The sequence below is a fragment of the Ruegeria sp. F5 genome (assembly GCF_056533845.1).
The window spans coordinates 504,880-526,167 of sequence record NZ_JBQFOU010000001.1 but is presented as its reverse complement, the minus strand read 5'-3'; the positions used below and the strand labels follow the sequence as shown (position 1 = coordinate 526,167).

Sequence of the window (21,288 nt, the reverse complement as noted above, 5' to 3'; positions counted from 1 at the left end):
AACGCAATGGCGGCGGCGAAACTGCTGGGCTTTTTCCAATAGTTAGACAAGTCACCACTTTTGCAGCATCTCGACGGCGTTCGCCCAGTATTTGCTTTGCTTGCTGGCGTGGAAAGCCTCCTCCATCAAACTGTAGGACGCGGGTTTGTGCGTCGCCAGACCAACGACCTTGGGAAGCGGTGGATTGATCCGCACCAGCCGGTTCTTCAAAACCATCCGTGCCATCCAGTACTGGTTTTCTGCTGAGGTGGTTAGAAGCAATTCAATCAAGGCACCTTTAGGCGCCCCCGATGTCACACCAAACCATTTCAACAGGCCCCAGTCATCGGGATTCTTGATCATTTCTTCGGAAATGTCCGTCGGTTGCTGTCCTGTGCCGATTGACAGTGCTTCGATATCCGCAACCCCCTTTGCCCGATCTGCGGCGATGGCGACGTTAATCCCGTTCATCACTGGGTTGTTGGCAAAGGTTCCACCATCGGCGAAATAGCCGAAATCGACACCGTCCGCTATGATCAGATGCGGCGGGAAATAAGACGGGGCGGCGGAACTGGCCATTGCGACGTCCAGTAGTTTGACTGCCGTCATATCCAGCCAGGCCTCATGTTCAAGGTCCTGGTTTGTGATTGTGAAAGGTGACCAACCGATCTTGTCGCTGCGATGCAGGCAAACCGTGTTGACCGCCAGAACCAGATCTGACGACAGCGACCCGATGGTTCGATCCCCGACCAGCGAGAGACCAATGCTTTGAAGCCCCGAAGCATGGTATTGCGACGCCGTAATGCCCGGGCCACCCCCAAGCTTGAGCCGACGCATGACAGCATCGAGCACTTTGTCCAGAAAACCGCGTTCGTTCTCCTGAAAAATCTGGTCAGCGTCGCCTCGGTAATGCGCGGCTAACTCACAGACTAAAGCGGCCATATCCTTGCCTTGCGTCCGACCATCCGCCAGTGCCACTGCAATTAGACCGCCGGTTGATGTGCCCGCAAAGCCGTCCGCCTTATCCAGAAATCCGGTTTCTTCGTGTAAGCCCCGCAAGATCAGGCAGGATAGGTATCCCCGTATCCCTCCGCCATCGCAGGAAACCAGCTTAAATACCATTTGACGTGCCTTCGCGTTTTTTTCCTGTAGCCTGGCTCTGGTTAGCACCAGGTGTCTTTTTTGTTCTTTTGACGCTCGCCTTGGGGGAAAACAAGCGTCGCGTAAGAATGTGCCAAACTCGTCGGCCCGGCGTTGGCGACTTTCAGGAGGCGGAAAGCGTCGATGTTATTCTGTTCTCTCCTGAAGAGACAAAATTCCTGACTAGCGCCATCTTCGGCACGTTTCGTATCTGGGAAATCGAAAGCCAAGAAATGGTCATGGAATTGACTGGTCCTGATGCTGAGATTGCCGCCACAGCTTTTTCAACTGACGGTGAAGTTCTGGCAACCCTCAGCAGAGAAGGTGTTACAGTTTGGGACGTCAATAGCAATGCTCGGATAGGAGGCTTCAAAATTTGGCAAGCTGACACTCGAACATTCACAAGCGATGGCAAAGAGTTGCTATTTGCCGATAATGATGCTTTGGCCCGATGGACTAGGACGGCAATAGGCGAAAAACCGGAGCTTATTGCAGAAAAAGTAGCGATCGGCTCCCTTGTTACCCGCAGTATTCAGGAATCGCCCATCTCCTTGTCACTTGACGCTCTCAACAATGCCTGGGACCGGTTGGACGCATTGGACATGCCTTGATCAGGTGAGTTTGAAGCTTTCGGCTTTGTTCACCCTAGGCCAACAGCACATGTGGTGGGGTTCACCACCTGCCGCTTCTGTTAACTGATGTTGTCAGAAGAACACTTCTTGAGGCGGGAAGGGGGTCGCTCATAACTTAGTTATTGTTGCTAAGGGACAGCTTCACTGGCCTACCAGAAACTGGCTCGAATTTGTCTGACAGCATTGTTTGAAGGAGCTGAAGTCCAACCGTTCCTGCCGCAGCGTTGTTCGCGGGTAGTTTTACTTGAATATCGCAATTTGAACGTATCACATGGAAAGCCATTTTTTCCTCCCTTAAAATTATTGGAAGCTTGGGTAAAATAATCTCGTCAAATGGATTGAGTTGGCGTTCAGGAAAGTACGAAGTGCACATTTCGTAATCGCGGCGACGACGATGAACGCCCCACCGCCGTATGCATCACGACAAGCTATCGCGATTTCTGTCACCACATTTAGCTTTTTTTGCAAAAATTTGACGGCTCCTTTGGCTGTGCAGAGACCGGAACGAAAATTGTTTAAAAAAGTCACTTCGGGTTTTGGTATTTTTTGCAATTTTTTTCGTTCTTGAACATAACGGGGCTTGTCGAGATTTTTTTGGCGGCACCATTAGAGTTGGTGAGCCGATTATCAACCGGCCTGTTGCGCCGCTGCTTTCATCATTCGAAGATAGCTGGAGACACTGGAATGAGCCGAAGCGACCGCTTCATAGTCCTTGGCTTCTAGTGCGGTCGCAACTGCGGCTAATGAAGTGCGGACGGCTCCGATGCCATATGAGACAGCCCCTTGGTTGTCTTTAATGACGATCGCGTTGCCGACAGCAGTATAACCTTTGCCCGTCAGGTCGCACGCGAGCCGCCTGATCAAGTCCCAACCAACACTTTCCAACATCCCTGAAGGTTTGAGTGCCTCCCAAATATCCGCGCGATCCCAGCGCGGTAGGTAAGGAACGGCATCCTTAATAACTTGGATCCTATGTGTCACCTGTGTGAGCCCGCTCGCATCGTAGGCCCGTGCAAACCCACTGTTGCCCGTAACAGGCGGCGCGAACGCGTAAACCGCAATCGTAAGATTGGGCCATCTTGCTCGGATGAGCGACGCGACCAGAAAGGTCATCGCCCCCCCCTTGCTATGGCCCGTAATCACTACTCCCCCCGAGAGTGAAGGGATGCGCGGTGCAAGCTCCCTTTCGATCCATGGCCAAAGGCGCTTAGTGGCGGTCGCAAACCCAGTTTCGGCGTCATCGGCCCCTTGCTCACCAAGGGACCAAGGCTCAGGCTTGGCCTCGGCATCCTGAAGCCAATCTTTGATCCACCCGATAACATCGTTCCGCACCAAATTCGGTGACAACGTGCCGCGAAGTGCAAGCACTGCTCGATCGCCCGCAAGCGCCCCGATGAGAGCGGCGTCGATATCATCCGCCCCGCAGGCTTCAAACTCGGGCGTGTAAGTTTTGCTAGGCACACTGAAACCGGCGGCATCCTGAAAAACAGGCATCACATCATAAACGAGGGCTGTGTCGCCATTACCGCGTGTTTCACTGCGTAGGATTGGCGCCTGTATGCTTGGAGTGGTTCTCGCACGGCGGATTTGGTACGCGCAGATGCAGGCGTTCATTGCGGCTAAGGCTTCGGGCCATGAAAATGGTCGACTCTTCATGAAACCATCACACAAATGCGGCAAAACTCACGCGTCAGCTTTAGTGCGCGGTGGTTGACGGACAGAAATCCCTTTGCATTGTGAGAGAAATAGAAATGTGGCATCAATCGGTCTCTAGTCGGTCAGCGTAAAGCGTGGCTGAGCAGATCCAGCATTGCTGGGAACAAAACGTTTGGGCCGGTATCATCCCGAACTTATCCCGAATACGGCTGTGTCGCAAACATTGAAAACGGTAGTTATCGATCTCCCGCAAGCGCACAAATCCTCCCCGTTGGGCAATTTTTTGAAAGCCGGAATAAGAAGCATCACAGAATTGGCTTTTTTGGATCATTCTCGCAACCTCAATTCCATCAAAGGTTGCGGAGGCAGTTGCAAACGGCTTGAAACCACAAATGTAGCGAACACGGCGCTTTATGAGTCGGTGATCATGTTAAATTATGTAGTTAATATAATTGGAACAGTTTGTTATTACCCATGCATTGCAACCGAACCGCTTCAAATTTTTTTAATTCTCGGATTCCTGCTACACTTTCGCCGCGCCCGCCGTGATGATCTTGTACAGTGTGAAAATGGCCGTCTAATTAGACCGCGGCGACAAATTGGCTTGTTCAGTCTGTGCAGCCTCGCTTAAATTGCCAAAACGAGCCCCAAAAAACACCTATGATGATCGCCCCTTACACATCTGTTTTCCTGAAAGTGGCGGACCGTCTTCATCGGGCGTCTCTTTGGTTGTGCATCGGGCTTCTGGCGGTTTTGTTCGTCACCCAGTTGGTGGTTGTTGTGCTGCGATATCTGTTCGCTATTGGCTTTGTCGAGCTTCAGGACTTCGTGCTGTATTGCTTCGCCTGGCTGTCGGTTTTTGGCCTGCCGGTCGCGTTGAGGCTGGACAAGCATGTGCGGGTAGACATTTTCCGTAGAACCGGGGCCACGCAACTAGCGCGGCGTATTGATCAGGTCGCGTTCATAGTGCTGGTTTTGCCGCTTTGTATCACGACCCTCTACTATGTTGCGCCGCTGGTGAGCTACTCCTGGTCAATCAAAGAGGGCGCGCGTGAAACCGGCGGGCTGGGCGGATATTTCCTGATCATGACGGGCCTTCCGGTTGTGTGCGTGCTGCTAATGGCCCAGATCGTAGCGCTTTTGCTGGATGGTACGATTATCCACGGCAAAGAGAGCGACTAGATGGACGTATCGCAGGTTTGGCTTTTGGTGACGGTTGCCGGCCTGATGGTAGGCATCTTGTCGGGCATTGCCGTTGTCTGGGTGCTGGCCGGGGTTCCGCTGTGCGTGGCGCTGATCGCCGCGATGTTCGGGCATTTCGATCTGGGGTTTATCGCGGCGTTCCCGCAGCGGGTGTCCGGCATCATGAACAACAGCCTGCTGATCGCGATCCCTCTGTTCGTTCTGATGGGCATTCTGCTTGAGCAATCGCGTCAGGCTGAAAAAATGCTGATGAATATCTCGGCCCTGTTCGGTCAGACCAAATCCAGCCTTGTTCTGGCGGTTCTTTTTGTCAGTACCTTGGTGGCCGCCTCGACCGGGATCATCGGCGCGACGATTGTGATGCTGGGGCTGATCAGCCTGCCCGCATTGCTGAGTGCGGGTGTGCCGAAACGCATGACCAGCGGCCTTCTATGTGCGGCTGGTACATTGGGGCAGATCATCCCGCCTTCGATCGTTTTGATCCTGCTGGGCGATCAGATTTCCAATGCCTATATCGAAGCGCAGCAAACAATAGGCAATTTTGCCCCAGACCCGGTCAGCGTAGGCCATCTGTTTGCCGGAGCGTTGTTGCCGGGTCTGTTGCTGGTAGGTCTGTACTGCCTTTACATGCTGGTTGTCCTTTATGTCTCGGCATCCCCGAGTGACGTACTCGCAATCTCTCCGACCCCTAAGGCCGAGGGGTCCGTCACCGCACTGCTGGTGAACACCCTGCCACCGCTACTTCTGATCGTGGCCGTTTTGGGCTCGATCCTGTTCGGGGTCGCCACGCCTACGGAATCTGCAGCAATCGGTGTTGCCGGAACCATTCTGATTGCAGCCAGCAGCCTTGAAAACGCACCGCACCATCTTTCCCCGCTTTGCCTGCTTACGGTCGTTTTGGTCTTTGCCCTCTTCCTGATGCAGCGCGCCGGGCTGACACGGATCGATTTCACCAGCGGAGAACTGGTGTTCGATACCGGTTCACTAATCGCTGCGGCCATATTGGCGGTGGTTTGCCTGTTTCTGATCTATTTCTGCTACTGGCTGTTTAGGTCTGGCATTGGGCGTGTGGCCTTGAGCAAGACCGTAGAAGTCACCGCGATGGTCTTTGGGATCATCATCGCGGCCAGCATGTTGTCTCTGGTCTTTCGGGGGTTCGAAGGGGATGACTATGTTCATTCGTTCTTCACCGATCTGCCGGGCGGAGTCTGGACGATGCTTGCCGTGACCATGCTGATGATTTTCCTGCTGGGCTTTGTTCTGGAGTTTGTTGAGATCATCTTTATCGTGATCCCCATCGTGGGGCCGATCCTGTTTCAGGCCGACATTAACCCGGTCTGGTTCGCGATCCTGATTGCGCTGAACATCCAGACTTCGTTCCTGACGCCGCCGTTTGGGTTTTCGCTGTTCTACTTCCGCTCGGTCGCACCACCCAGTATCACAACGACAGACATCTATCTTTCTGTGGCCCCGTTTGTGCTGCTACAGCTTATCGCAATCGGGATCGTCATAGCGGTTCCGGGCATCGCGACCTGGCTGCCGACATTGCTATTCAACTAGGACCACCACTCGACAGGGAGAACACTATGAAAAGACGGAGCTTTATCAAGGCGGCAGCCATTGCCGCACCTGCATCGGCGCTTGCCGCGCCAGCGGTGGCTCAGGGGAATATCGAATGGAAACTGCCAACCTCGTTTCCCGCCAAGGCGCCCGGCGTCGGCACCAATTCGGCCTCGTTTGCACAACGGGTCGCGGATATGTCCGGCGGGCGTCTTACGTTCAAGATATTCTCAAGCGGCGAACTTGTCCCCCCGTTTGGCGTCGAAGACGCGGTGCAGCAGGGAACAGCGGAAATTGGCCACTCGACCCCGTTTTATGCAGCCTCTAAGAACTCGGCCAACCACTTCTTCGGAGCAATCCCCTTTGGCATGATCGGCACTGAGCTAACGGCCTGGCTCCGCTATGGCGGCGGTCAGGAACTTTGGAACGATCTCTATGGACAACGCAATCTGGTGCCTTTCTTCTCTGGCAATTCGGGCGTTCAGTCGGCGGGTTGGTTCAAAACGCCGGTCACGTCTATCGAAGACCTGTCGGGCCTGAACTTCCGCATCGGCGGCATGGGCGGCGAGGTGATGCGCAAACTGGGCGTGAACGCTGTACTGATGCCACCGCCCGAAATCTTCCCGGCCTTCAACTCGGGCGCTTTAGACGCGGCGGAATGGGTCGGTCCGTTCCTTGATCAGGGCTTTGGGCTGAGCAAGGTTGCCAACTACTGCTACTTCCCCTCGTTTCAGGAACCCAGCGCAGGGCTTGAGATCGTCGTGAACAAAGACGCCTGGGCCGAGCTGCCTGCGGACCTGCAAGCGATCATTGCCAACGCAGCCGAGGCTGTGTCGGTCGAGACGGTCAGCCAGTTCAACTATTTCGATTCTCAGGCCTTTGAGAAGCTGAAAGCCGACGGCGTGATCTTTGCGGAATACCCCGATGACATCGTCCAGGCCCTGAAAGTTGCCGCGGTCGAGGTTATGGATGAAAACGCGGCGGCGAACCCTGATTTTGCGATGGTGCGCGAAAGTTATGACGCATTCCTGTCCAAAGCCAAGGAATTCAACGGCGCTTATCTGGGAGCTACTCTGCGTCAGCGCGCGTAGTTGGTAACATAACGGGGTAGTGTCGCAAAATTCTGGAACGACCAGAGCGAGTGATATGCCAGACGCAGTTATCCTGCGATCTCAGCAAACATCCGAAAGCCGGAAGTCGTATTACTAGAGAATTGCTGCTTCCGGATCATGTTGGCGACCTCGATGCCGTCCAAAGTCGCGGAAGCGGATTCGAACGACTTAAACCCACATATGTGCCGAACACGCCGCTTTATGAACCGATAATCCTGTTCGATCATGTTGTTCAAAAATTTGGACCTGATCGTCTGTACTTTGGCTAGGCAGCCGAACCGTTTTAGGATCCTGTTCACTTCTCGAATGCCAGCTGCATTTGCGCCACTTTTGTCGATTACGATTTTGTTTGGGATCCCGTTTGACGACAGTGCTTTGGCAAAGAACCTGGTTGCTGCTGGACGATTTCGTCGCTCAGACAGCATGAAATCAAGGGTGTTTCCTGCTTTGTCGACTGCTCGATAAAGATACATCCACTTGCCGCGCACACGGAGATAGGTTTCGTCCATGCGCCAGGAACTCAGCGTTGGTCGCTTCTTCGATTACGCGCTCGCGGCGATCATCGACGAATACTTAACAACCCACCTGTTGAGAGTAGCGTGACCTGCACGCCGCGTTCGGCCACGATCTCTTCCAAATCACGATACGACACTGTGTACCGCAAATAGAAATATACAGCAAAAAGAACTGCATCCTTGTGAAAGTGGCAGCCTTTCAGAGAGATCATACTTTTAACCTGTTCTAAAACTATTCGACGGAAACAGACTGCGAAATCTGAGTGCTCGTCAATCTCAGTTCAAAGTTTGCGACACAACCGCCACAAGTTTTTCGGGGTCAGCATCAGTGGATTTGGTCGGTGATTACCCCGCCGGTTGGGCGACCTGCGGAAACGGGCGATGTCATGGGGTGAAATGACCCTAGTCGGATCTGTCACAATCCACTTCGGGAATAATGGCACCCGGGTGCTGAATGACCTGTGTCGCCAGATCGTGCCCGGCCCGGGCGGCGGAAAGCTCGCTTTGCCCAAGGGCAAGCGCTGCCAGATATCCCGCGTTAAAACTGTCTCCGGCTGCGGTGCTGTCCAGGACGTTCGCAACCCGCGCCAACCCGTCCAGCGTCTTGCCGGACCTTAGGTCCAGCGGGCCTTTCGCGCCGCGTTTCAGGGCCCCACACGTGACACCCGAGGCGCGCAGGCGGTTTACTACCCCCTGAGGCGTGGCGTCACCAAACAACTCCATTTCATCATCGACCGAAGGCAATGCGATGTCCGCACGTGCCCACATCGCATCATTGATCTGGCGGGCGGTTTCGGCGGAGTCCCACAGGCGGGGGCGATGGTTGCTGTCATAGGCAAATGTGCCGCCATCTTCTCGGAAGACATCCAGCCAATCCATGATCTTGTGCCGGATGTTCTGCGGCAGGATCGCCATCGAGATGCCCGACAGATAGAGCAGATCAAACCGACTCAGGCTGTTCAACTCGACCCGGCACGGGTTTTGGAACTGGCTGCGCGCCGCGGAGGCTGAGCGCCAATAATGGAAGCCGCGCTCGCCCCGATCATCGGTCGCGATTGCATAGAGGCCAGGCATCTGACCTTCGCGCCGTTCGACAAGCCGAGTGTCCAAGCCGTGCGTCTGCATCGCGCTGACGATGCGATCCGAATAAGGATCGGTCCCCAACGCCGTTACGTATGAGAGGCCCACGCCGCTGCCCCGCAGGCTGCGCGCCAAGTAAACGGCGGTGTTGTAGGTATCGCCCGCCACGCCCAGGGTCGCGGTGTTTGCCGGCCCTGCAATCAGCTCGATCATCACCTCGCCTAGACAGGCGATGGAACGGATTGAGCGCTTGGGCTGGGGCATTCAGTGATCCTTGAAAGCAGAGGCGGCAGGGCACCGGCTAGGGGCGGGTCGAGACCTCTCGGGCCAGGGCAGTGGCGGCACCGCGCAGTTCCGCCAGGCCGCGCAACCGTCCGATGGCAGGGTAACCGGGTGTCGATGCCTGATCCTGATCATGCAGGATACGGTGGCCGTGATCCGGGCGCATCGGGATCTGAACGCCCGTTTCCGCCTCGAGCGCAAGCAACGCCCGGATGACCGCAATAAGATCGGTGTCGCCCGCCAGATGACTGTCTTCGTGGAAATTGCGCGGATCGGTTTCGCGTTTCACGGTGCGCAGATGGGCAAAGTGAATCCGCCCTGCGAAGCTGTCGATCATAGCCAGCAGATCATTGTCGGCGCGCACGCCAAGCGAGCCGGCGCAGAGGGTGAATCCGTTCGCAGGCGACGCGTTGCGCGCCACGATCCAGGCCAGATCGTCCTTGTCCGAGACGATGCGCGGCAGTCCGAACAGATCGCGGGGCGGGTCGTCGGGGTGGATTGAAAGCCGGGCGCCGACCTGTTCGGCCACCGGCAGGACGATTTCCAGAAAGGCCCCCAGCTGAGCGCGCAGATCGGTGTGATCCATGCCGTCATAGGCCGCGATCCGGGCGCGCAACGTGTCGAGCGTATAGCTTTCCTCGGACCCCGGCAGCCCGGCGACGATGGTTTTGGTCAAACGGTCGCGCTGGCCCGCGTCGGAGTGTGCAAGCCAGCGCTCGGCCAGGTTCAGATCCTCGGGCGAGTAGTCCCGGTTCGCGTTCTTGCGCTTCAGGATGAACAGGTCGAACGCGGCATAGGCGGCGTAATCGAAACGCAGGGCCAGTGCGCCGTCGGGCATGGGATAGTTCAGCTCGGTCCGGGTCCAGTCGAGCACCGGCATGAAGTTGTAACAGATGTTGCGGATGCCCTGACGGGCGAGGCGGCGCAGGTTTTCAGCCCAGATTTGCGCATAGCGCTCCCACCCGGGCGCACCGGATTTGATGTCTTCGTGAACGGGGATGCTTTCCACCACCACCCAGTCGAGACCGGCATTCCGGATCATGTCGCGCCGTTCGGCTATTGCGGGCTCGGGCCATTCCGCGCCATTGGGAATATCGTGCAGCGCCGTTACCACGCCCGTCGCCCCCGCCTGCCTGACATAGCTCAGGGGGATGGGGTCTGACGGTCCGAACCAGCGCCAGCTTTCCAGCATGCGTCCCCCTAGCCTGACAGCGCGTTTGAGTAGAGGTAGCCGTCGAAATCCGGGTCACCGACATCTGACAGATCCAACAGCGTCAGCCGGACATTTTCCAGATGTTGCCACATGGCATGACGCGCGCCGTCGGCATTGCGGTGACGCAGCGCCTCGAGAATGGCGGCGTGATCGTCAAGCCATTTGGTCCGGTAGCTGAGGTCGAATATCCGGTCATGCAATTGCGCCCACATCGGGCTGGCCTGCCGTTTGCGCCACAGATCGTCGATCTGGTCGACCAGAACCGCGTTCTGCGTCGCTTCGGCGATCTGCAAGTGGAACTGCCAGTCGGCGCTGTAGTCGTCTTCGGCGCTTTCGATCGACCGGCGCTCAAGCTCGAGCGTTTCGCGCAGCCGCAGGATATCCGCCTTGGTCACGGTGGTGGCGGCAAAGGCCGCGACGCTGCTTTCGAGCAATTGCCGCGCCTGCAACAGTTCGAACGGTCCGAAATCGGCCTGTGCGGTTGCGCCGTCGCGCGGTGCGCGCTCCATAACATAGCTGCCAGAGCCTTTGCGCACGTCCAGATAGCCCTCGATTTCCAGCACGATGAAGGCTTCGCGGACCAGTGACCGGCTGATGCCCATCTCGGCCGAGATCTGGCGTTCGGTGGGGAATTTGTCACCGGGCATATAGCCTTCGCGCGCGATCCGGTCGACCAGTTGCGCCGCGACCTGCTGATAGGGGCGTTTGCCGGTGTCGGTCATGCGGTCACCTTTGTCTTCCGGGCATCCGCCTGCATGATCTGGTGATAGTAGTCCGCCAGAATGTGAAAGGCCTGTTTCTTTGTCGTCTTGTCCGAGGCGATCAGGCCTTTGTGGTTATAGCCGTTCTGGAACTTGTTCTGCCGCCGCTCGACCCGGAAATCATAAAGAATCCAGGGCGACATGCCCTTGATGTAATCAAGCGCGCGCAGCGTTTCGATCTGGCGGCGGTATACTTCAGCCATATACTCCTCGCTGAACAGGCCGGTTTTCGGCCCCTTTGAGCCGATCACGCCATCTGCACCGGTTTCCGTGATCACCACCGGCTTGGCGGGGGCAGAGTTGGCGCCGATCCGGGCGAGGTCTTCGAAATCCTCTTCATACCAGCCATAATATTCGTTCAGGCCGATTACGTCGATATGGTCGGCCAGTCTGTCCTCGATCCGATTGCGGCTGTGATTGACCAGACAGGCGGCCGAGGTCAGTCGCGTGGGGTCCAGCGCCCGGGCGGTTTCGGCGAGCCGCCGCATGAAGTCGAGCCGGGCGTCAGTGTCGGGGTTTTCGTTGCCCACCGACCAGATGATGACCGAGGCGCGGTTGCGGTCGCGCAGGATCAGCTCTCGCAGCTGGTTTTCCGCGTCGCGATAGGTGGCCGGGTTGGCGAAATCGATGGCCCAGTAGACCGGAATTTCTTCCCACAGCAGGAACCCGAGCTCATCCGCCAGTTCGGCAGCACGTTCGTGGTGAGGGTAATGCGCGAGACGCAGAAAGTTGCAGCCCAGCTCGCGCGCATGGGCGAAGCGGCGCCGTAGGTCGGCTTCGGAGGTGACCTTGCCGAGCGTCGCGTCATCTTCGTGCACCGCGATTCCACGCAGGAAAACCGGGGTGCCATTCAGCAGGATGTCGGTGCCACGCCGTTCGATCTGGCGAAAGCCGATGCGGTCGGTGATGCGATCCGCGCCAAGGGTGACCGTCACATCATAGAGTTTCGGCGACTCGGGCGACCAGAGGTCCGGGCGCGCCTGAATCACGGCGCTGCCCTTGCCGCCCGTCAATGCAACCTCGTGTGTGATATTCAGCTCCGGGATCTCGATCACGGCGGGGCCGGTGTCCGGCCCATCGACCTCGAGTCCGGCCCGCAGGCTGTCATAATTGCCATCGGGCACCAAATGCAGTGCGAACCGGCGGATCACCGTGCGGGGGGTCTCGAACAGGGCCACCTCGCGATAGAGCCCGCCATAGTTGAACCAGTCGGTGTTGCGCATGGGCACACGGTCGCGGGTGCGGGTGTTGTTGACGCAGGCCATCAGCCAGTTACGGCCTGCGCGCAGATATTCGGTCAGTTCAACACAAAACGGCGTCGATGCGCCGTAGTGATTGCCCAGGAACTGCCCGTTCAGGAACAGTTTGCAGTCATACCCCGCCGCGCCGATCCGCAGGAAATAGCGCGTGTCGGGGTCAATATCCGGCATGTCCAGCGGGCGGGTATACCAGGCGCTGCCTTCGAAAAAATACCATTTCTCTTTCAGCATTGCCCAGTTCGATGGCACCGGAACGGTTTCGCCGTCATAGGGGTCATAATCCCAGGGTTCGGTGCGGTCTTCGGGGGCTGCGGGCTGCATGTCGAACCATTTCTGCCGCAGCCCCGTATCCAGCAAGTCGACGCAGAAATTCCAGTCGCCATCCAGAGATCGCGATGCCCGCCCGCCCGTGAACAACAGCGTATCGGCGTTCAGGTTCTGCCTGTTGAAGGGGAGGTCATACTCCTCATCATGCAGGGCCTGCAGCGCGTTTTCCGCCATGTCTGAGCGTTCGAGCATCGGATCGGGCTCCAGACTTAGTTGGCCTTGGACTTGATCCGGTCGATCAGATCGGCCACGACGGGCGATTTCGAGGCGGCCTCTTCATGCATCGGCAGGACCGCTTCGATGAACGGGCCTTTTTCGACCTCAATGAACTTGACGCCAAGCTCGCTCTTGGCCTGTTCGATTGCGGCGTCGCTCATCTCGTTCCACTGATCGCGATGGAAAATCATCGATTCCTTGGCCGCCGTGCGCAGCGCCTCTTGCTGTTCGGGGGTCAGGTCATTCCAGCTTTGGGTCGAAATCATTACCACCGAAGGGATCATGGTGTGGCCGTCGTTTGAATAAACCTTCGACACTTCGCCATGCCGCGCGCTGGTCAGGGCCATCGGGTTGTTCTCGGCCCCGTCGACGACACCTTGCTGAAGGGCGCTGTAAAGCTCGCCCCAGGCGATCGGGGTCGGATTGCCGCCCAGCAGTTCCACCATGCGGATGGCCGACGGGCTGGGCTGTACCCGGATCTTCATGCCCTTCAGGTCTTGGGGCGAATTGATTTCCTTGTTCGCATAGAAAGACCGCGCGCCTTCGACGTAATAGGTCAGGCCGATGAAACCCTTGTCTTCCGAGGCGGCTAGAATGTCGTCGCCGATATCACTGCTGAGTACGTCGAAATAGTGGTCGTCGCTGGTGAAGATATAAGGCAGGTTCAGCGCGCCATAGGATTCCTCGAACGCTTCCAGCTCGCTCGCGTTCGAACGCGCCATGTCGAGCGAACCGTTCTGCATCAGCTCCATCGACTCGCGCTGGGTGCCAAGCTGGGCATTGGCGAAGATGCGAATCTTTAGATCGCCATCGGTCAACTCTTCGACCCGGTCGGCCATGAATTCCATGGACTTGTGCAGCGGGTGATCTTCGGGGTTGTTGTGGTTCAGACGCAGGGTCTTTGCGCTCACGGCAGACGAAAGCGCCAGAACACTTACCGCCGCCGCAGCGGCCAGCACAGTGAATTTCGACATTGATACCTCCCATATGCGCGGGCGCATGGCCAGGGGCCAAAAGGTGCGACTGTGGGCCCGCCCGCAGACCCGCAACTTCGGATGTGATGGACCAATTCCGCGAATAAATCAACCAATTTTCCGATATTGGTTGACCAATTTGAGAAATTCGGGCATCAGCGGAGGCACCGGGCCAGTCTGAGCCAAAGGCCGGGGCCGGAACAAGGGAGGAGCGAAGATGAAGCAGGTGACCGCCCTGGTCGATGCCGTCTTGCGCGTGATCATCATCGCCGCGTTCGCCGTGCTGGTGGCCTGCGTGATCTGGCAGGTGTTTTCACGCTATGTGCTTGGCACGCCCAGCACTGTGACGGATGAGATGGCCCGGTTCCTTTTCATCTGGGTGGCGCTTCTGGGCGGGGCCTACACGTTGGGGCAGCGGCGGCATCTGGCCATCGACCTGCTACCCAACATCACCCACGGGCAGGTGCGGTTCATGGTCAATGCGGCGATCATTCTGGCGGTGGCGCTGTTTGCCACCGTGGTGATGATCTATGGCGGGGTCAGCTTGGTCTCGCGCACGCTGGAAACCGGTCAGGTCTCGCCGGCGCTGCGGTTGCCGATGGGTGCGGTCTATGTGGCCATTCCGGTCGCGGGGCTCGGCATCCTGTTCTACACCATCGGGTTCCTGCTGGACCTGATCCGCAAGGGGCAGGGACCGAATGAGCGCGACGGGCCGGTCACGCCCGGCGGTCCGCTGAGCTGAGGCGCGCATGGATATCCAGTCGGTCGCCACCCTGTTCGGAACCTTTGCGCTGCTGATGGTGCTGGGCGTTCCCATCGCCTTTTCCATCGGCCTGGCCGCGCTGGCCACTTTTCTGCTGTTCATGTCCTTCGACCAGTCGGTCTATATTGTGGCGCAGCAGGTCGCCTCGGGTCTGGACAGTTTCACCCTGCTGGCAATCCCGTTTTTCATTCTGGCGGGCAACATCATGAACCGGGGCGGGATCGCCCTGCGGCTGATCGAGTTCGCCAAGGTTCTGGGCGGACGGCTGCCCGGCGCGCTGGCCCATTGCAACGTCATAGCCAACATGATGTTCGGTTCGATCTCGGGCTCTGCCGTGGCCTCGGCGGCGGCGGTGGGCGGTGTCATGTCGCCGCTGCAACGGAAAGAGGGCTACGATCCGGCCTATTCGACGGCGGTCAATGTCGCCTCGTGCCCGACGGGCCTGCTGATCCCGCCCAGTTCCACATTCATCGTCTATTCGCTGATCACCAATGGCACCTCGGTCGCGGCGCTGTTTGTGGCGGGCTATATCCCCGGCATTCTGATGGGTGTCTGCCTGATGCTGGTGGCGGGCATCATCGCAAAGCGGCGCGGCTATCCCGTGGGCGAGCGGCCGTCGTTGGGCGAAGTAACCGAGAAGGCGCTGAATGCGATGTTGCCGCTGGGTCTGATCTTCATCGTGATGGGGGGCATTGTCGGTGGCGTGTTTACCGCGACCGAAGCCTCGGCGGTGGCGGTGGTCTACACGCTGTTTCTGGCGCTGATCTGGTATCGTGAGATTTCGCTGCGCGATCTGCCGGGGATCATTCTGGAAAGCGCGGTGACAACGTCGATCGTATTGCTGATGATCGGCTGCTCGATTGCGATGTCCAAGGCGATGGCCTTTGCCGATATTCCCTATTCGATCTCGGATGCATTGCTGGGACTGTCCGAGAACCCGCTGGTGCTGTTGCTGATCATCAACATCGCGCTGCTAGTGGTGGGGACCTTCATGGATATGACACCGGCCCTGCTGATCTTCACCCCGATCTTTCTGCCGGTGGTCAGCGATCTGGGCATGGACCCGGTGCATTTCGGCGTGGTGATGACGTTCAACCTGTGCATCGGCATCTGCACGCCACCGGTGGGGTCGGCGCTGTTTGTGGGCTGTTCGGTGGGCGATGTGAGGATCGGGCAGGTGATCAAGCCGATGCTGCCGTTCTATGCGGTGCTCGTCGGGTTGCTGCTGGTTGTCACCTATGTGCCGTCGCTGAGCCTGTTCCTGCCCAGGCTGTTGCTGGGATATTGAGGCGGCGCGATGAAAACCCTGCGGGACTGGCGGATCGAAGAACAGGGGCCCGGCGGGTTCACGCTGAAGGTCGAGGACCGGCACCTTTTGCGCGTCGAAGTGCTGGACCACGATTTGGTGCGGGTCCGGCTGCTGAAAGACGGTGTCTGGCGGCTGGACCGCAGCTGGAGTGTCGCGCCGGACGGAGACGTCCCATGGGAAGGCCGTGCCCGCGACGATCTGAGCGGGTTTGCCTGCCCTAGGGTCCTGGTCGATGGTGCGCTGCTGGAAACTGACCATCTGCGCCTGACAGTCTTGTCGCCTCTGGCCTTGCGGTGGGAATGCCGCGCAGAACCGGATGCGCCGTGGCAGCCTCTGGCCGAAGACCGCACCACCGGGGCCTATATGCTGGGCCGGCGGGACAATCGGGTGTCTCATTTCATGCACCGGTTTCCGGGCGAGCGCTATTTCGGGCTTGGCGAAAAGGCGGGGCCGCTGGACCGTGGCGGTCAACGCTATGAGATGCGCAATCTCGATGCGATGGGATATGATGCGCGCCGTACCGATCCGCTTTACAAACACATCCCCTTCACCCTGACCGAGCGGCCCGGGGTAGGCGCGTTGGGGGTGTTTTATGACAACCTGTCGACCTGCTGGTTCGATCTGGGCAACGAGCTTGACAACTATCACGCCCCTTTTCGAAGCTGGCGCGCCGAGGATGGGGATCTGGACCTTTACATCAGCTGGGCCCCGGATCTGCGGGGTGTGATCAAACGTCAGGCCTGGCTGACCGGCGGCACCGCCCTCATGCCGCGCTGGGGATTGGGCTATTCGGCGTCTTCGATGGCCTATACGGATGCACCGGATGCGCAGGACCAGATGCGGGGGTTTCTGGCCTGTCTGCGGACCGAGGATATCCCCTGCGACAGCTTTCAGATGTCTTCCGGCTACACCTCGATCGACGGCAAGCGCTATGTGTTCAACTGGAACACCGGCAAGTTCCCAGACATGCCGGGGCTGGCGGCGGAATTTGCCGCCCAAGGCGTCGAACTGATCGCCAATATCAAGCCGGTGATGCTGAACGATCATCCCAAATACGCGCAGGCCGCCGAGCAGGGCCTGTTCCTGCCCGACAGCGAAACCGGACGACCCGAGGTCTCGGCCTTTTGGGAAGGGCAGGGGAGTCATCTGGATTTCACCAACCCGGACACCCTGCGCTGGTGGCAGAACAACGTGACTACGGCGCTGTTGCATCAGGGCATCCACAGCACCTGGAACGACAACAACGAATACGAGGTCTGGGACGACGCCACCCCAGCCAACGGGTTCGGCGCGCCCATCGAAATCGGCCGGATCCGGCCCTTGATGAGCGTGCTGATGACCCGCGCCTCGCACGAGGCGCAACTGGCCCACGCCCCGGACAAACGCCCCTATCTGATTTCGCGCTGCGCCGCTCCGGGCACCCAGCGCTATGCGCAGACCTGGACCGGCGACAACCGCACCAACTGGGACACGCTGCGCTGGAACATCCCGATGGGTCTGGGGCTGAGCCTGTCGGGGTTCTACAATATCGGCCACGATGTCGGCGGGTTTGCCGGGCCCCGGCCCGAGCCGGAACTGTTCCTGCGCTGGGTGCAGAACGGTATTTTCCACCCCCGCTTCACCATTCATTCGTGGAACGATGACCACACCGCCAACGAGCCATGGATGTATCCCGCGATGACGCCGCTGGTCCGCGAGGCCATCCGCCTGCGTTATCGCCTGCTGCCCTATCTCTATACCCAGCTTTATCGCGCGGCGAGCGAACATGAGCCGATCCTGCGCCCGCTGTTTCTGGATTTCCCCGACGATCCCGCTTGCCGCGATGCGCAGTTCGAGTTTCTGCTGGGCCCCGATCTGCTGGTCGCTTCGGTGATCGAACCGGGTGCCGCGACCCGGCAGGTTTATCTGCCCGACTGGCCCGGCGGCTGGTGGCATTTCGAAAGTGGCATCTGGTATGCCGGGTGTCAGACGCTGGACCTGCCGGTGACGCTGGAGAGCATTCCCGTTTTCATTCGGGGCGGGGCGGTTCTGCCGCTGTCCGAGGACACGGCCCGCGCGGCGCCGGACCGGGAAGGCGCGCGTGTTTTGCTGGCCTGTCCGGCGAACGGCGCGGGTGGCATGACAACCTCGTGGATCTATGATGACGATGGCGCGGCGCGGGATGCGCTGGCGGGCAATCACTGCCTTGCCAAAGTCACCCTGACAAATGGCGATAGTCCGCCCGCGCTGGACTGGAGCCTGAGCGGCCACCACCTGCCCGGTTTTCGAGAGGTTGAAATCAGAACCATGGATGCAAAACCGCTGCTGGTCCGGGGGCAGGAAAGCGCCTCGGGGCAGATGCATGCCTACGGATTGGCGTCGGGGGCAGGCAGATGACCGCGCAGCAGCCGTTGGTGCAGGCCACATATGACCGCGCGGCCCTGAAGACCCGTATGTTGCATATCGGTTTCGGAGCTTTCGCGCGGGCGCATCCGATCCTTTATACCGAGCTGGCAAATGAAGCCTGCGGCGGCGACTGGGGCATTGCAGTGGCGCGGCTGAACTCTGGTGCGGAGCTGCTGTCCGAGCTGGATAGGGCACGGCATCTCTATACCGTTGCGGAAACTTACGATGCGGGGCTGACGGCGCGGCGTGTTGCCTGTGTCACCCAAACGATGCATCCGCTGCGCGACAGCCCTGATGCCATTCCCGATCTGATGGCGTCGCCGGACCTTTGCATCGTTTCCCTGACCATCACCGAAAAAGGCTATTGCCTGGCTGGCGAGGCGTTTGACCCGGACCACCCCCTGATACAGCAAGACCTGGCCGCGCCTGCACTGCCGCGGACCGCCATCGGCACACTTGTCGAAGGCCTGCACCGGCGCCACAACGCGGGGCAGGGCGGGCTGACGGTGCTGAGTTGCGACAACCTGCCGTCCAACGGGACCATGTGCAAAAACGCGGTGCTGGGCCTGGCGCATGCGCGTGATCCGGTGCTGGCGGACTGGGTTGCGCGGACCTGCCGGTTCCCGTCGACGATGGTGGACCGGATCGTGCCCGCCTTGGACGACGCGGCCCGCGCGACGCTGCGCGGTGTTCTGGGCCATGACGATCCCAACGGCATCCTGTGCGAACCGTTCCGGCAATGGGTGATCGAGGACGATTTCGCCTGCGGCCGCCCCGACTGGTCAGCGGTAGGGGCCGAGATGGTTTCGGATGTCGCGCCTTACGAGGACATGAAACTGCGCATGCTCAATGGGGCGCATTCGTTCCTCGCCTATCTCGGGGCGTTGCACGGGCATGCAACCATCGCCGATTGCATGGCGGATGAGGTGTTCCGCGAGGCCGCATACCGGCTGATGCTGAGCGAACAGGCCCCGACGCTGTCGATGCCGGACACGGTCGATCTGGCGGGTTATGCCGCGCAGCTGATCACGCGGTTCGGCAATTCGAGATTGCATCACAGAACCACGCAGATTGCCATGGATGGCAGCCAGAAACTGCCGCAACGGCTACTGTCGCCCTGTGCCGTCAATCTGGATCAGGGCCGGGGCTGGCCATTGACCGCTTTGGCGATTGCCGGCTGGATGCGCTACATCCGGGGTACGGATGAGGTGGGCAGGCCGGTGCCGGTTCAGGATCCGCTGGCCGGAGATTTCGAACGGCTGGCTGCAGCACAGGATGGCGCGGCCTATGTCGGCGCTCTGCTGGATCTGGATCAGATCTTCGATCCCGCGCTGGCTGCGCGCCCCGGTTTCCGTGCGGGCGTTCTGGCGGCCCATGACCGGATCGCGACCCTTGGCGCGCGCGGTGCGCTGATGGAAAACCTTGCACAGGGGGCGGGCACAGCATGACCGGATTTCTTGGCGATAACTTCCTGCTCGACACGCCACAGGCCGAGCGTCTGTATCATGAAACGGCGGCAGCGCTGCCGATCGTCGACTACCATAACCATCTTGATCCACACGCCATTCTCGAGGATCGCAATTGGGCGTCGCTGGGCGAGATCTGGCTTGAGGGCGACCACTACAAATGGCGCGCCATGCGCTGGAACGGGATTAGCGAAGACCGCATCACCGGCGCGGCGGGGTATCATGACAAGTTCCTGGCCTTCGCGGAAACGATGCCGCATTGCCTGGGCAATCCGCTGTATCACTGGAGCCATCTTGAGCTGCGCTGCTATTTCGGCTGGGCTGGTGTGTTCGGACCCGACACCGCCGACGAAGTCTGGCGGGCCGCCAATGAAAAGCTGGCCGAACCAAGCCATTCCGCACGGGGCCTGCTGCGGCAGATGAATGTGCGCTTTGTGGGCACCACGGATGATCCCTGCGACGATCTTTCTGCGCATCGGGCTTTGGCGAAAGAGGCTGATCCGGGTTTTACCGTTGCCCCCAGTTTCCGCCCGGACGCGGCTTTCAAAATCGCCAACGCGGGATTTGCGGTCTATATCGACCGGCTGTCAGAGGTCTCGGGCGTCGACATATCCGGCTTCGACACGCTGATTGAGGCGCTTGTCCGAAGATTGGACCATTTCGTCGCCAACGGCTGTCTGGCCAGCGATCACGGGTTGGACAGGCTGGTGCCGTTTGCCTCGCGCCCGGTCGCTGATCTGGACCGTGTGCTGGATGGCGCGCGCCGCGGAGACCCCGTAGGCACGCAGGACACCGCCGATTTTCAGGGCGCGGTGCTGACCCGCCTGGGCGCGGCCTATGCCAGGCGCGATCTGGTCATGCAGCTCCACATCGGGGCGCTGCGCAACAGTAACTTGCGGCTCTACAATCGGCTTGGGCCGGATATCGGGTGCGACTCGGTTTCGGATGCGCCCATCGCGGGGCCGCTGAACGCTCTGCTGGATGCCATCGAACAAACCGGCGGGCTGCCGAGGACGATCCTTTATGGTCTCGACCCCAGCCGAAACGAGGTTATCGCCACCACTGCAGGAAATTTTCAGGATGGCAGCGTGCCAGGAAAGATACAGGCGGGCACGGCCTGGTGGTTCAACGACCAGCTTGACGGGATGGAGCGGCAGATGACGCAGCTTGCCCAGATGGGGCTGCTCTCGCACTTTCTGGGCATGCTGACGGATTCCCGTTCGTTTCTCTCCTTTCCACGTCACGAGTATTTCCGGCGGCTGCTCTGTCAGATGATCGGGCGCTGGATGGTGGATGGGCATATGCCGGATGATCTTCAGATTGCAGGCGACCTTGTCCGCCGGGTCGGTCACGACAACGCGGCGAACTGGTTTTTGAAGCCTAAATTTCGGCACCAATAGCCCTTGAGAAGCGCGGCTGTTCCGTTGCGAAGTTTCTAAGGATCCAAAATTAAACC

The 21,288-nt window shown here is 59.1% G+C and carries 16 protein-coding genes and 1 pseudogene; 9 read left to right on the top strand and 8 right to left on the bottom strand.

The genetic code is table 11. The features are described 5' to 3' along the window. Positions 1–51: 51 nt before the first annotated feature. Entirely contained in the window at positions 52–1,101 is a 1,050-nt protein-coding gene (locus ACR0K1_RS02295) for a patatin-like phospholipase family protein (RefSeq protein WP_480611220.1), read from the bottom strand. A 5-nt stretch (positions 1,102–1,106) separates the two neighbouring features. On the opposite strand from ACR0K1_RS02295, the gene ACR0K1_RS02290 reads away from it, so the two are divergent. After that, a complete protein-coding gene (locus tag ACR0K1_RS02290; RefSeq protein WP_480848559.1) occupies positions 1,107–1,730 on the top strand; it encodes a WD40 repeat domain-containing protein in 624 nt (207 codons plus the stop codon). 648 nt (positions 1,731–2,378) lie between these two features. Here ACR0K1_RS02290 and ACR0K1_RS02285 read toward each other — a convergent pair. Next, positions 2,379–3,365, bottom strand: a complete 987-nt coding sequence (locus ACR0K1_RS02285) for a lipase family protein (protein WP_480611226.1) — start codon at positions 3,363–3,365, stop codon at positions 2,379–2,381. A 705-nt stretch (positions 3,366–4,070) separates the two neighbouring features. Between ACR0K1_RS02285 and ACR0K1_RS02280 the strand changes: the two genes are divergently transcribed. Genes ACR0K1_RS02280 through ACR0K1_RS02270 form a run of 3 tightly spaced genes read left to right on the top strand, consistent with a single transcriptional unit; the run spans position 4,071 to position 7,261 of the window. Next, positions 4,071–4,589 carry a TRAP transporter small permease subunit gene (locus tag ACR0K1_RS02280; protein ID WP_480848556.1) on the top strand — a complete coding sequence of 173 codons (519 nt, stop codon included), beginning with the start codon at positions 4,071–4,073 and terminating at the stop codon, positions 4,587–4,589. Next, positions 4,590–6,170: a TRAP transporter large permease gene (locus ACR0K1_RS02275; protein WP_480848554.1), complete on the top strand. Its 1,581-nt coding sequence runs from the start codon at positions 4,590–4,592 to the stop codon at positions 6,168–6,170. A gap of 26 nt (positions 6,171–6,196) precedes the next feature. After that, positions 6,197–7,261, top strand: coding sequence for a TRAP transporter substrate-binding protein (locus ACR0K1_RS02270; protein WP_480848552.1), 1,065 nt, complete (start codon positions 6,197–6,199; stop codon positions 7,259–7,261). Positions 7,262–7,329: 68 nt separating this feature from the next. Here the strand turns inward: ACR0K1_RS02270 and ACR0K1_RS02265 are convergent. From ACR0K1_RS02265 to ACR0K1_RS02240, 6 genes and pseudogenes are all read right to left on the bottom strand, one after another. Next, positions 7,330–8,009 (bottom strand): annotated as a pseudogene (locus ACR0K1_RS02265) (IS6 family transposase). Positions 8,010–8,199: 190 nt separating this feature from the next. Next, entirely contained in the window at positions 8,200–9,141 is a 942-nt protein-coding gene (locus ACR0K1_RS02260; RefSeq protein WP_480848550.1) for a sugar kinase, read from the bottom strand. Positions 9,142–9,178: 37 nt separating this feature from the next. Beyond that, positions 9,179–10,351 carry a mannonate dehydratase gene (gene uxuA / locus ACR0K1_RS02255; protein WP_480848548.1) on the bottom strand — a complete coding sequence of 391 codons (1,173 nt, stop codon included), beginning with the start codon at positions 10,349–10,351 and terminating at the stop codon, positions 9,179–9,181. A gap of 8 nt (positions 10,352–10,359) precedes the next feature. After that, entirely contained in the window at positions 10,360–11,094 is a 735-nt protein-coding gene (locus tag ACR0K1_RS02250; RefSeq protein WP_480848546.1) for an FCD domain-containing protein, read from the bottom strand. Further along, entirely contained in the window at positions 11,091–12,911 is a 1,821-nt protein-coding gene (locus ACR0K1_RS02245; RefSeq protein ID WP_480848544.1) for a glycoside hydrolase family 2 protein, read from the bottom strand. Before ACR0K1_RS02245 ends, ACR0K1_RS02250 begins: the two co-directional genes overlap by 4 nt. A gap of 17 nt (positions 12,912–12,928) precedes the next feature. After that, the gene (locus tag ACR0K1_RS02240) at positions 12,929–13,909 is read right to left on the bottom strand and encodes a TRAP transporter substrate-binding protein (protein ID WP_480611250.1); all 981 of its coding nucleotides are present in this window, start codon (positions 13,907–13,909) and stop codon (positions 12,929–12,931) included. A 217-nt stretch (positions 13,910–14,126) separates the two neighbouring features. Between ACR0K1_RS02240 and ACR0K1_RS02235 the strand changes: the two genes are divergently transcribed. Genes ACR0K1_RS02235 through uxaC form a run of 5 tightly spaced genes read left to right on the top strand, consistent with a single transcriptional unit; the run spans position 14,127 to position 21,232 of the window. Then, positions 14,127–14,651 carry a TRAP transporter small permease gene (locus ACR0K1_RS02235; RefSeq protein WP_480848542.1) on the top strand — a complete coding sequence of 175 codons (525 nt, stop codon included), beginning with the start codon at positions 14,127–14,129 and terminating at the stop codon, positions 14,649–14,651. Between the two features lie 7 nt (positions 14,652–14,658). Beyond that, the gene (locus ACR0K1_RS02230) at positions 14,659–15,960 is read left to right on the top strand and encodes a TRAP transporter large permease (protein ID WP_480611255.1); all 1,302 of its coding nucleotides are present in this window, start codon (positions 14,659–14,661) and stop codon (positions 15,958–15,960) included. A 9-nt stretch (positions 15,961–15,969) separates the two neighbouring features. Then, positions 15,970–18,357: a glycoside hydrolase family 31 protein gene (locus ACR0K1_RS02225; RefSeq protein WP_480848539.1), complete on the top strand. Its 2,388-nt coding sequence runs from the start codon at positions 15,970–15,972 to the stop codon at positions 18,355–18,357. Next, the gene (locus ACR0K1_RS02220; protein ID WP_480848537.1) at positions 18,354–19,814 is read left to right on the top strand and encodes a mannitol dehydrogenase family protein; all 1,461 of its coding nucleotides are present in this window, start codon (positions 18,354–18,356) and stop codon (positions 19,812–19,814) included. The genes ACR0K1_RS02225 and ACR0K1_RS02220 overlap by 4 nt, the downstream gene beginning before the upstream one ends. Continuing rightward, positions 19,811–21,232 carry a glucuronate isomerase gene (gene uxaC / locus ACR0K1_RS02215; protein WP_480848535.1) on the top strand — a complete coding sequence of 474 codons (1,422 nt, stop codon included), beginning with the start codon at positions 19,811–19,813 and terminating at the stop codon, positions 21,230–21,232. The genes ACR0K1_RS02220 and uxaC overlap by 4 nt, the downstream gene beginning before the upstream one ends. The last annotated feature ends 56 nt before the right edge of the window (positions 21,233–21,288 follow it).

Bases quoted from the DNA above. Each gene is read 5' to 3' on its own strand.
- ACR0K1_RS02295 (WP_480611220.1), bottom strand. From the start codon at position 1,101: ATGGTATTTAAGCTGGTTTCCTGCGATGGCGGAGGGATACGGGGATAC.
- ACR0K1_RS02285 (WP_480611226.1), bottom strand. From the start codon at position 3,365: ATGAACGCCTGCATCTGCGCGTACCAAATCCGCCGTGCGAGAACCACT.
- ACR0K1_RS02280 (WP_480848556.1), top strand. From the start codon at position 4,071: ATGATCGCCCCTTACACATCTGTTTTCCTGAAAGTGGCGGACCGTCTT.
- ACR0K1_RS02275 (WP_480848554.1), top strand. From the start codon at position 4,590: ATGGACGTATCGCAGGTTTGGCTTTTGGTGACGGTTGCCGGCCTGATG.
- ACR0K1_RS02270 (WP_480848552.1), top strand. From the start codon at position 6,197: ATGAAAAGACGGAGCTTTATCAAGGCGGCAGCCATTGCCGCACCTGCA.
- ACR0K1_RS02260 (WP_480848550.1), bottom strand. From the start codon at position 9,141: ATGCCCCAGCCCAAGCGCTCAATCCGTTCCATCGCCTGTCTAGGCGAG.
- uxuA (WP_480848548.1), bottom strand. From the start codon at position 10,351: ATGCTGGAAAGCTGGCGCTGGTTCGGACCGTCAGACCCCATCCCCCTG.
- ACR0K1_RS02250 (WP_480848546.1), bottom strand. From the start codon at position 11,094: ATGACCGACACCGGCAAACGCCCCTATCAGCAGGTCGCGGCGCAACTG.
- ACR0K1_RS02245 (WP_480848544.1), bottom strand. From the start codon at position 12,911: ATGCTCGAACGCTCAGACATGGCGGAAAACGCGCTGCAGGCCCTGCAT.
- ACR0K1_RS02240 (WP_480611250.1), bottom strand. From the start codon at position 13,909: ATGTCGAAATTCACTGTGCTGGCCGCTGCGGCGGCGGTAAGTGTTCTG.
- ACR0K1_RS02235 (WP_480848542.1), top strand. From the start codon at position 14,127: ATGAAGCAGGTGACCGCCCTGGTCGATGCCGTCTTGCGCGTGATCATC.
- ACR0K1_RS02230 (WP_480611255.1), top strand. From the start codon at position 14,659: ATGGATATCCAGTCGGTCGCCACCCTGTTCGGAACCTTTGCGCTGCTG.
- ACR0K1_RS02225 (WP_480848539.1), top strand. From the start codon at position 15,970: ATGAAAACCCTGCGGGACTGGCGGATCGAAGAACAGGGGCCCGGCGGG.
- ACR0K1_RS02220 (WP_480848537.1), top strand. From the start codon at position 18,354: ATGACCGCGCAGCAGCCGTTGGTGCAGGCCACATATGACCGCGCGGCC.
- uxaC (WP_480848535.1), top strand. From the start codon at position 19,811: ATGACCGGATTTCTTGGCGATAACTTCCTGCTCGACACGCCACAGGCC.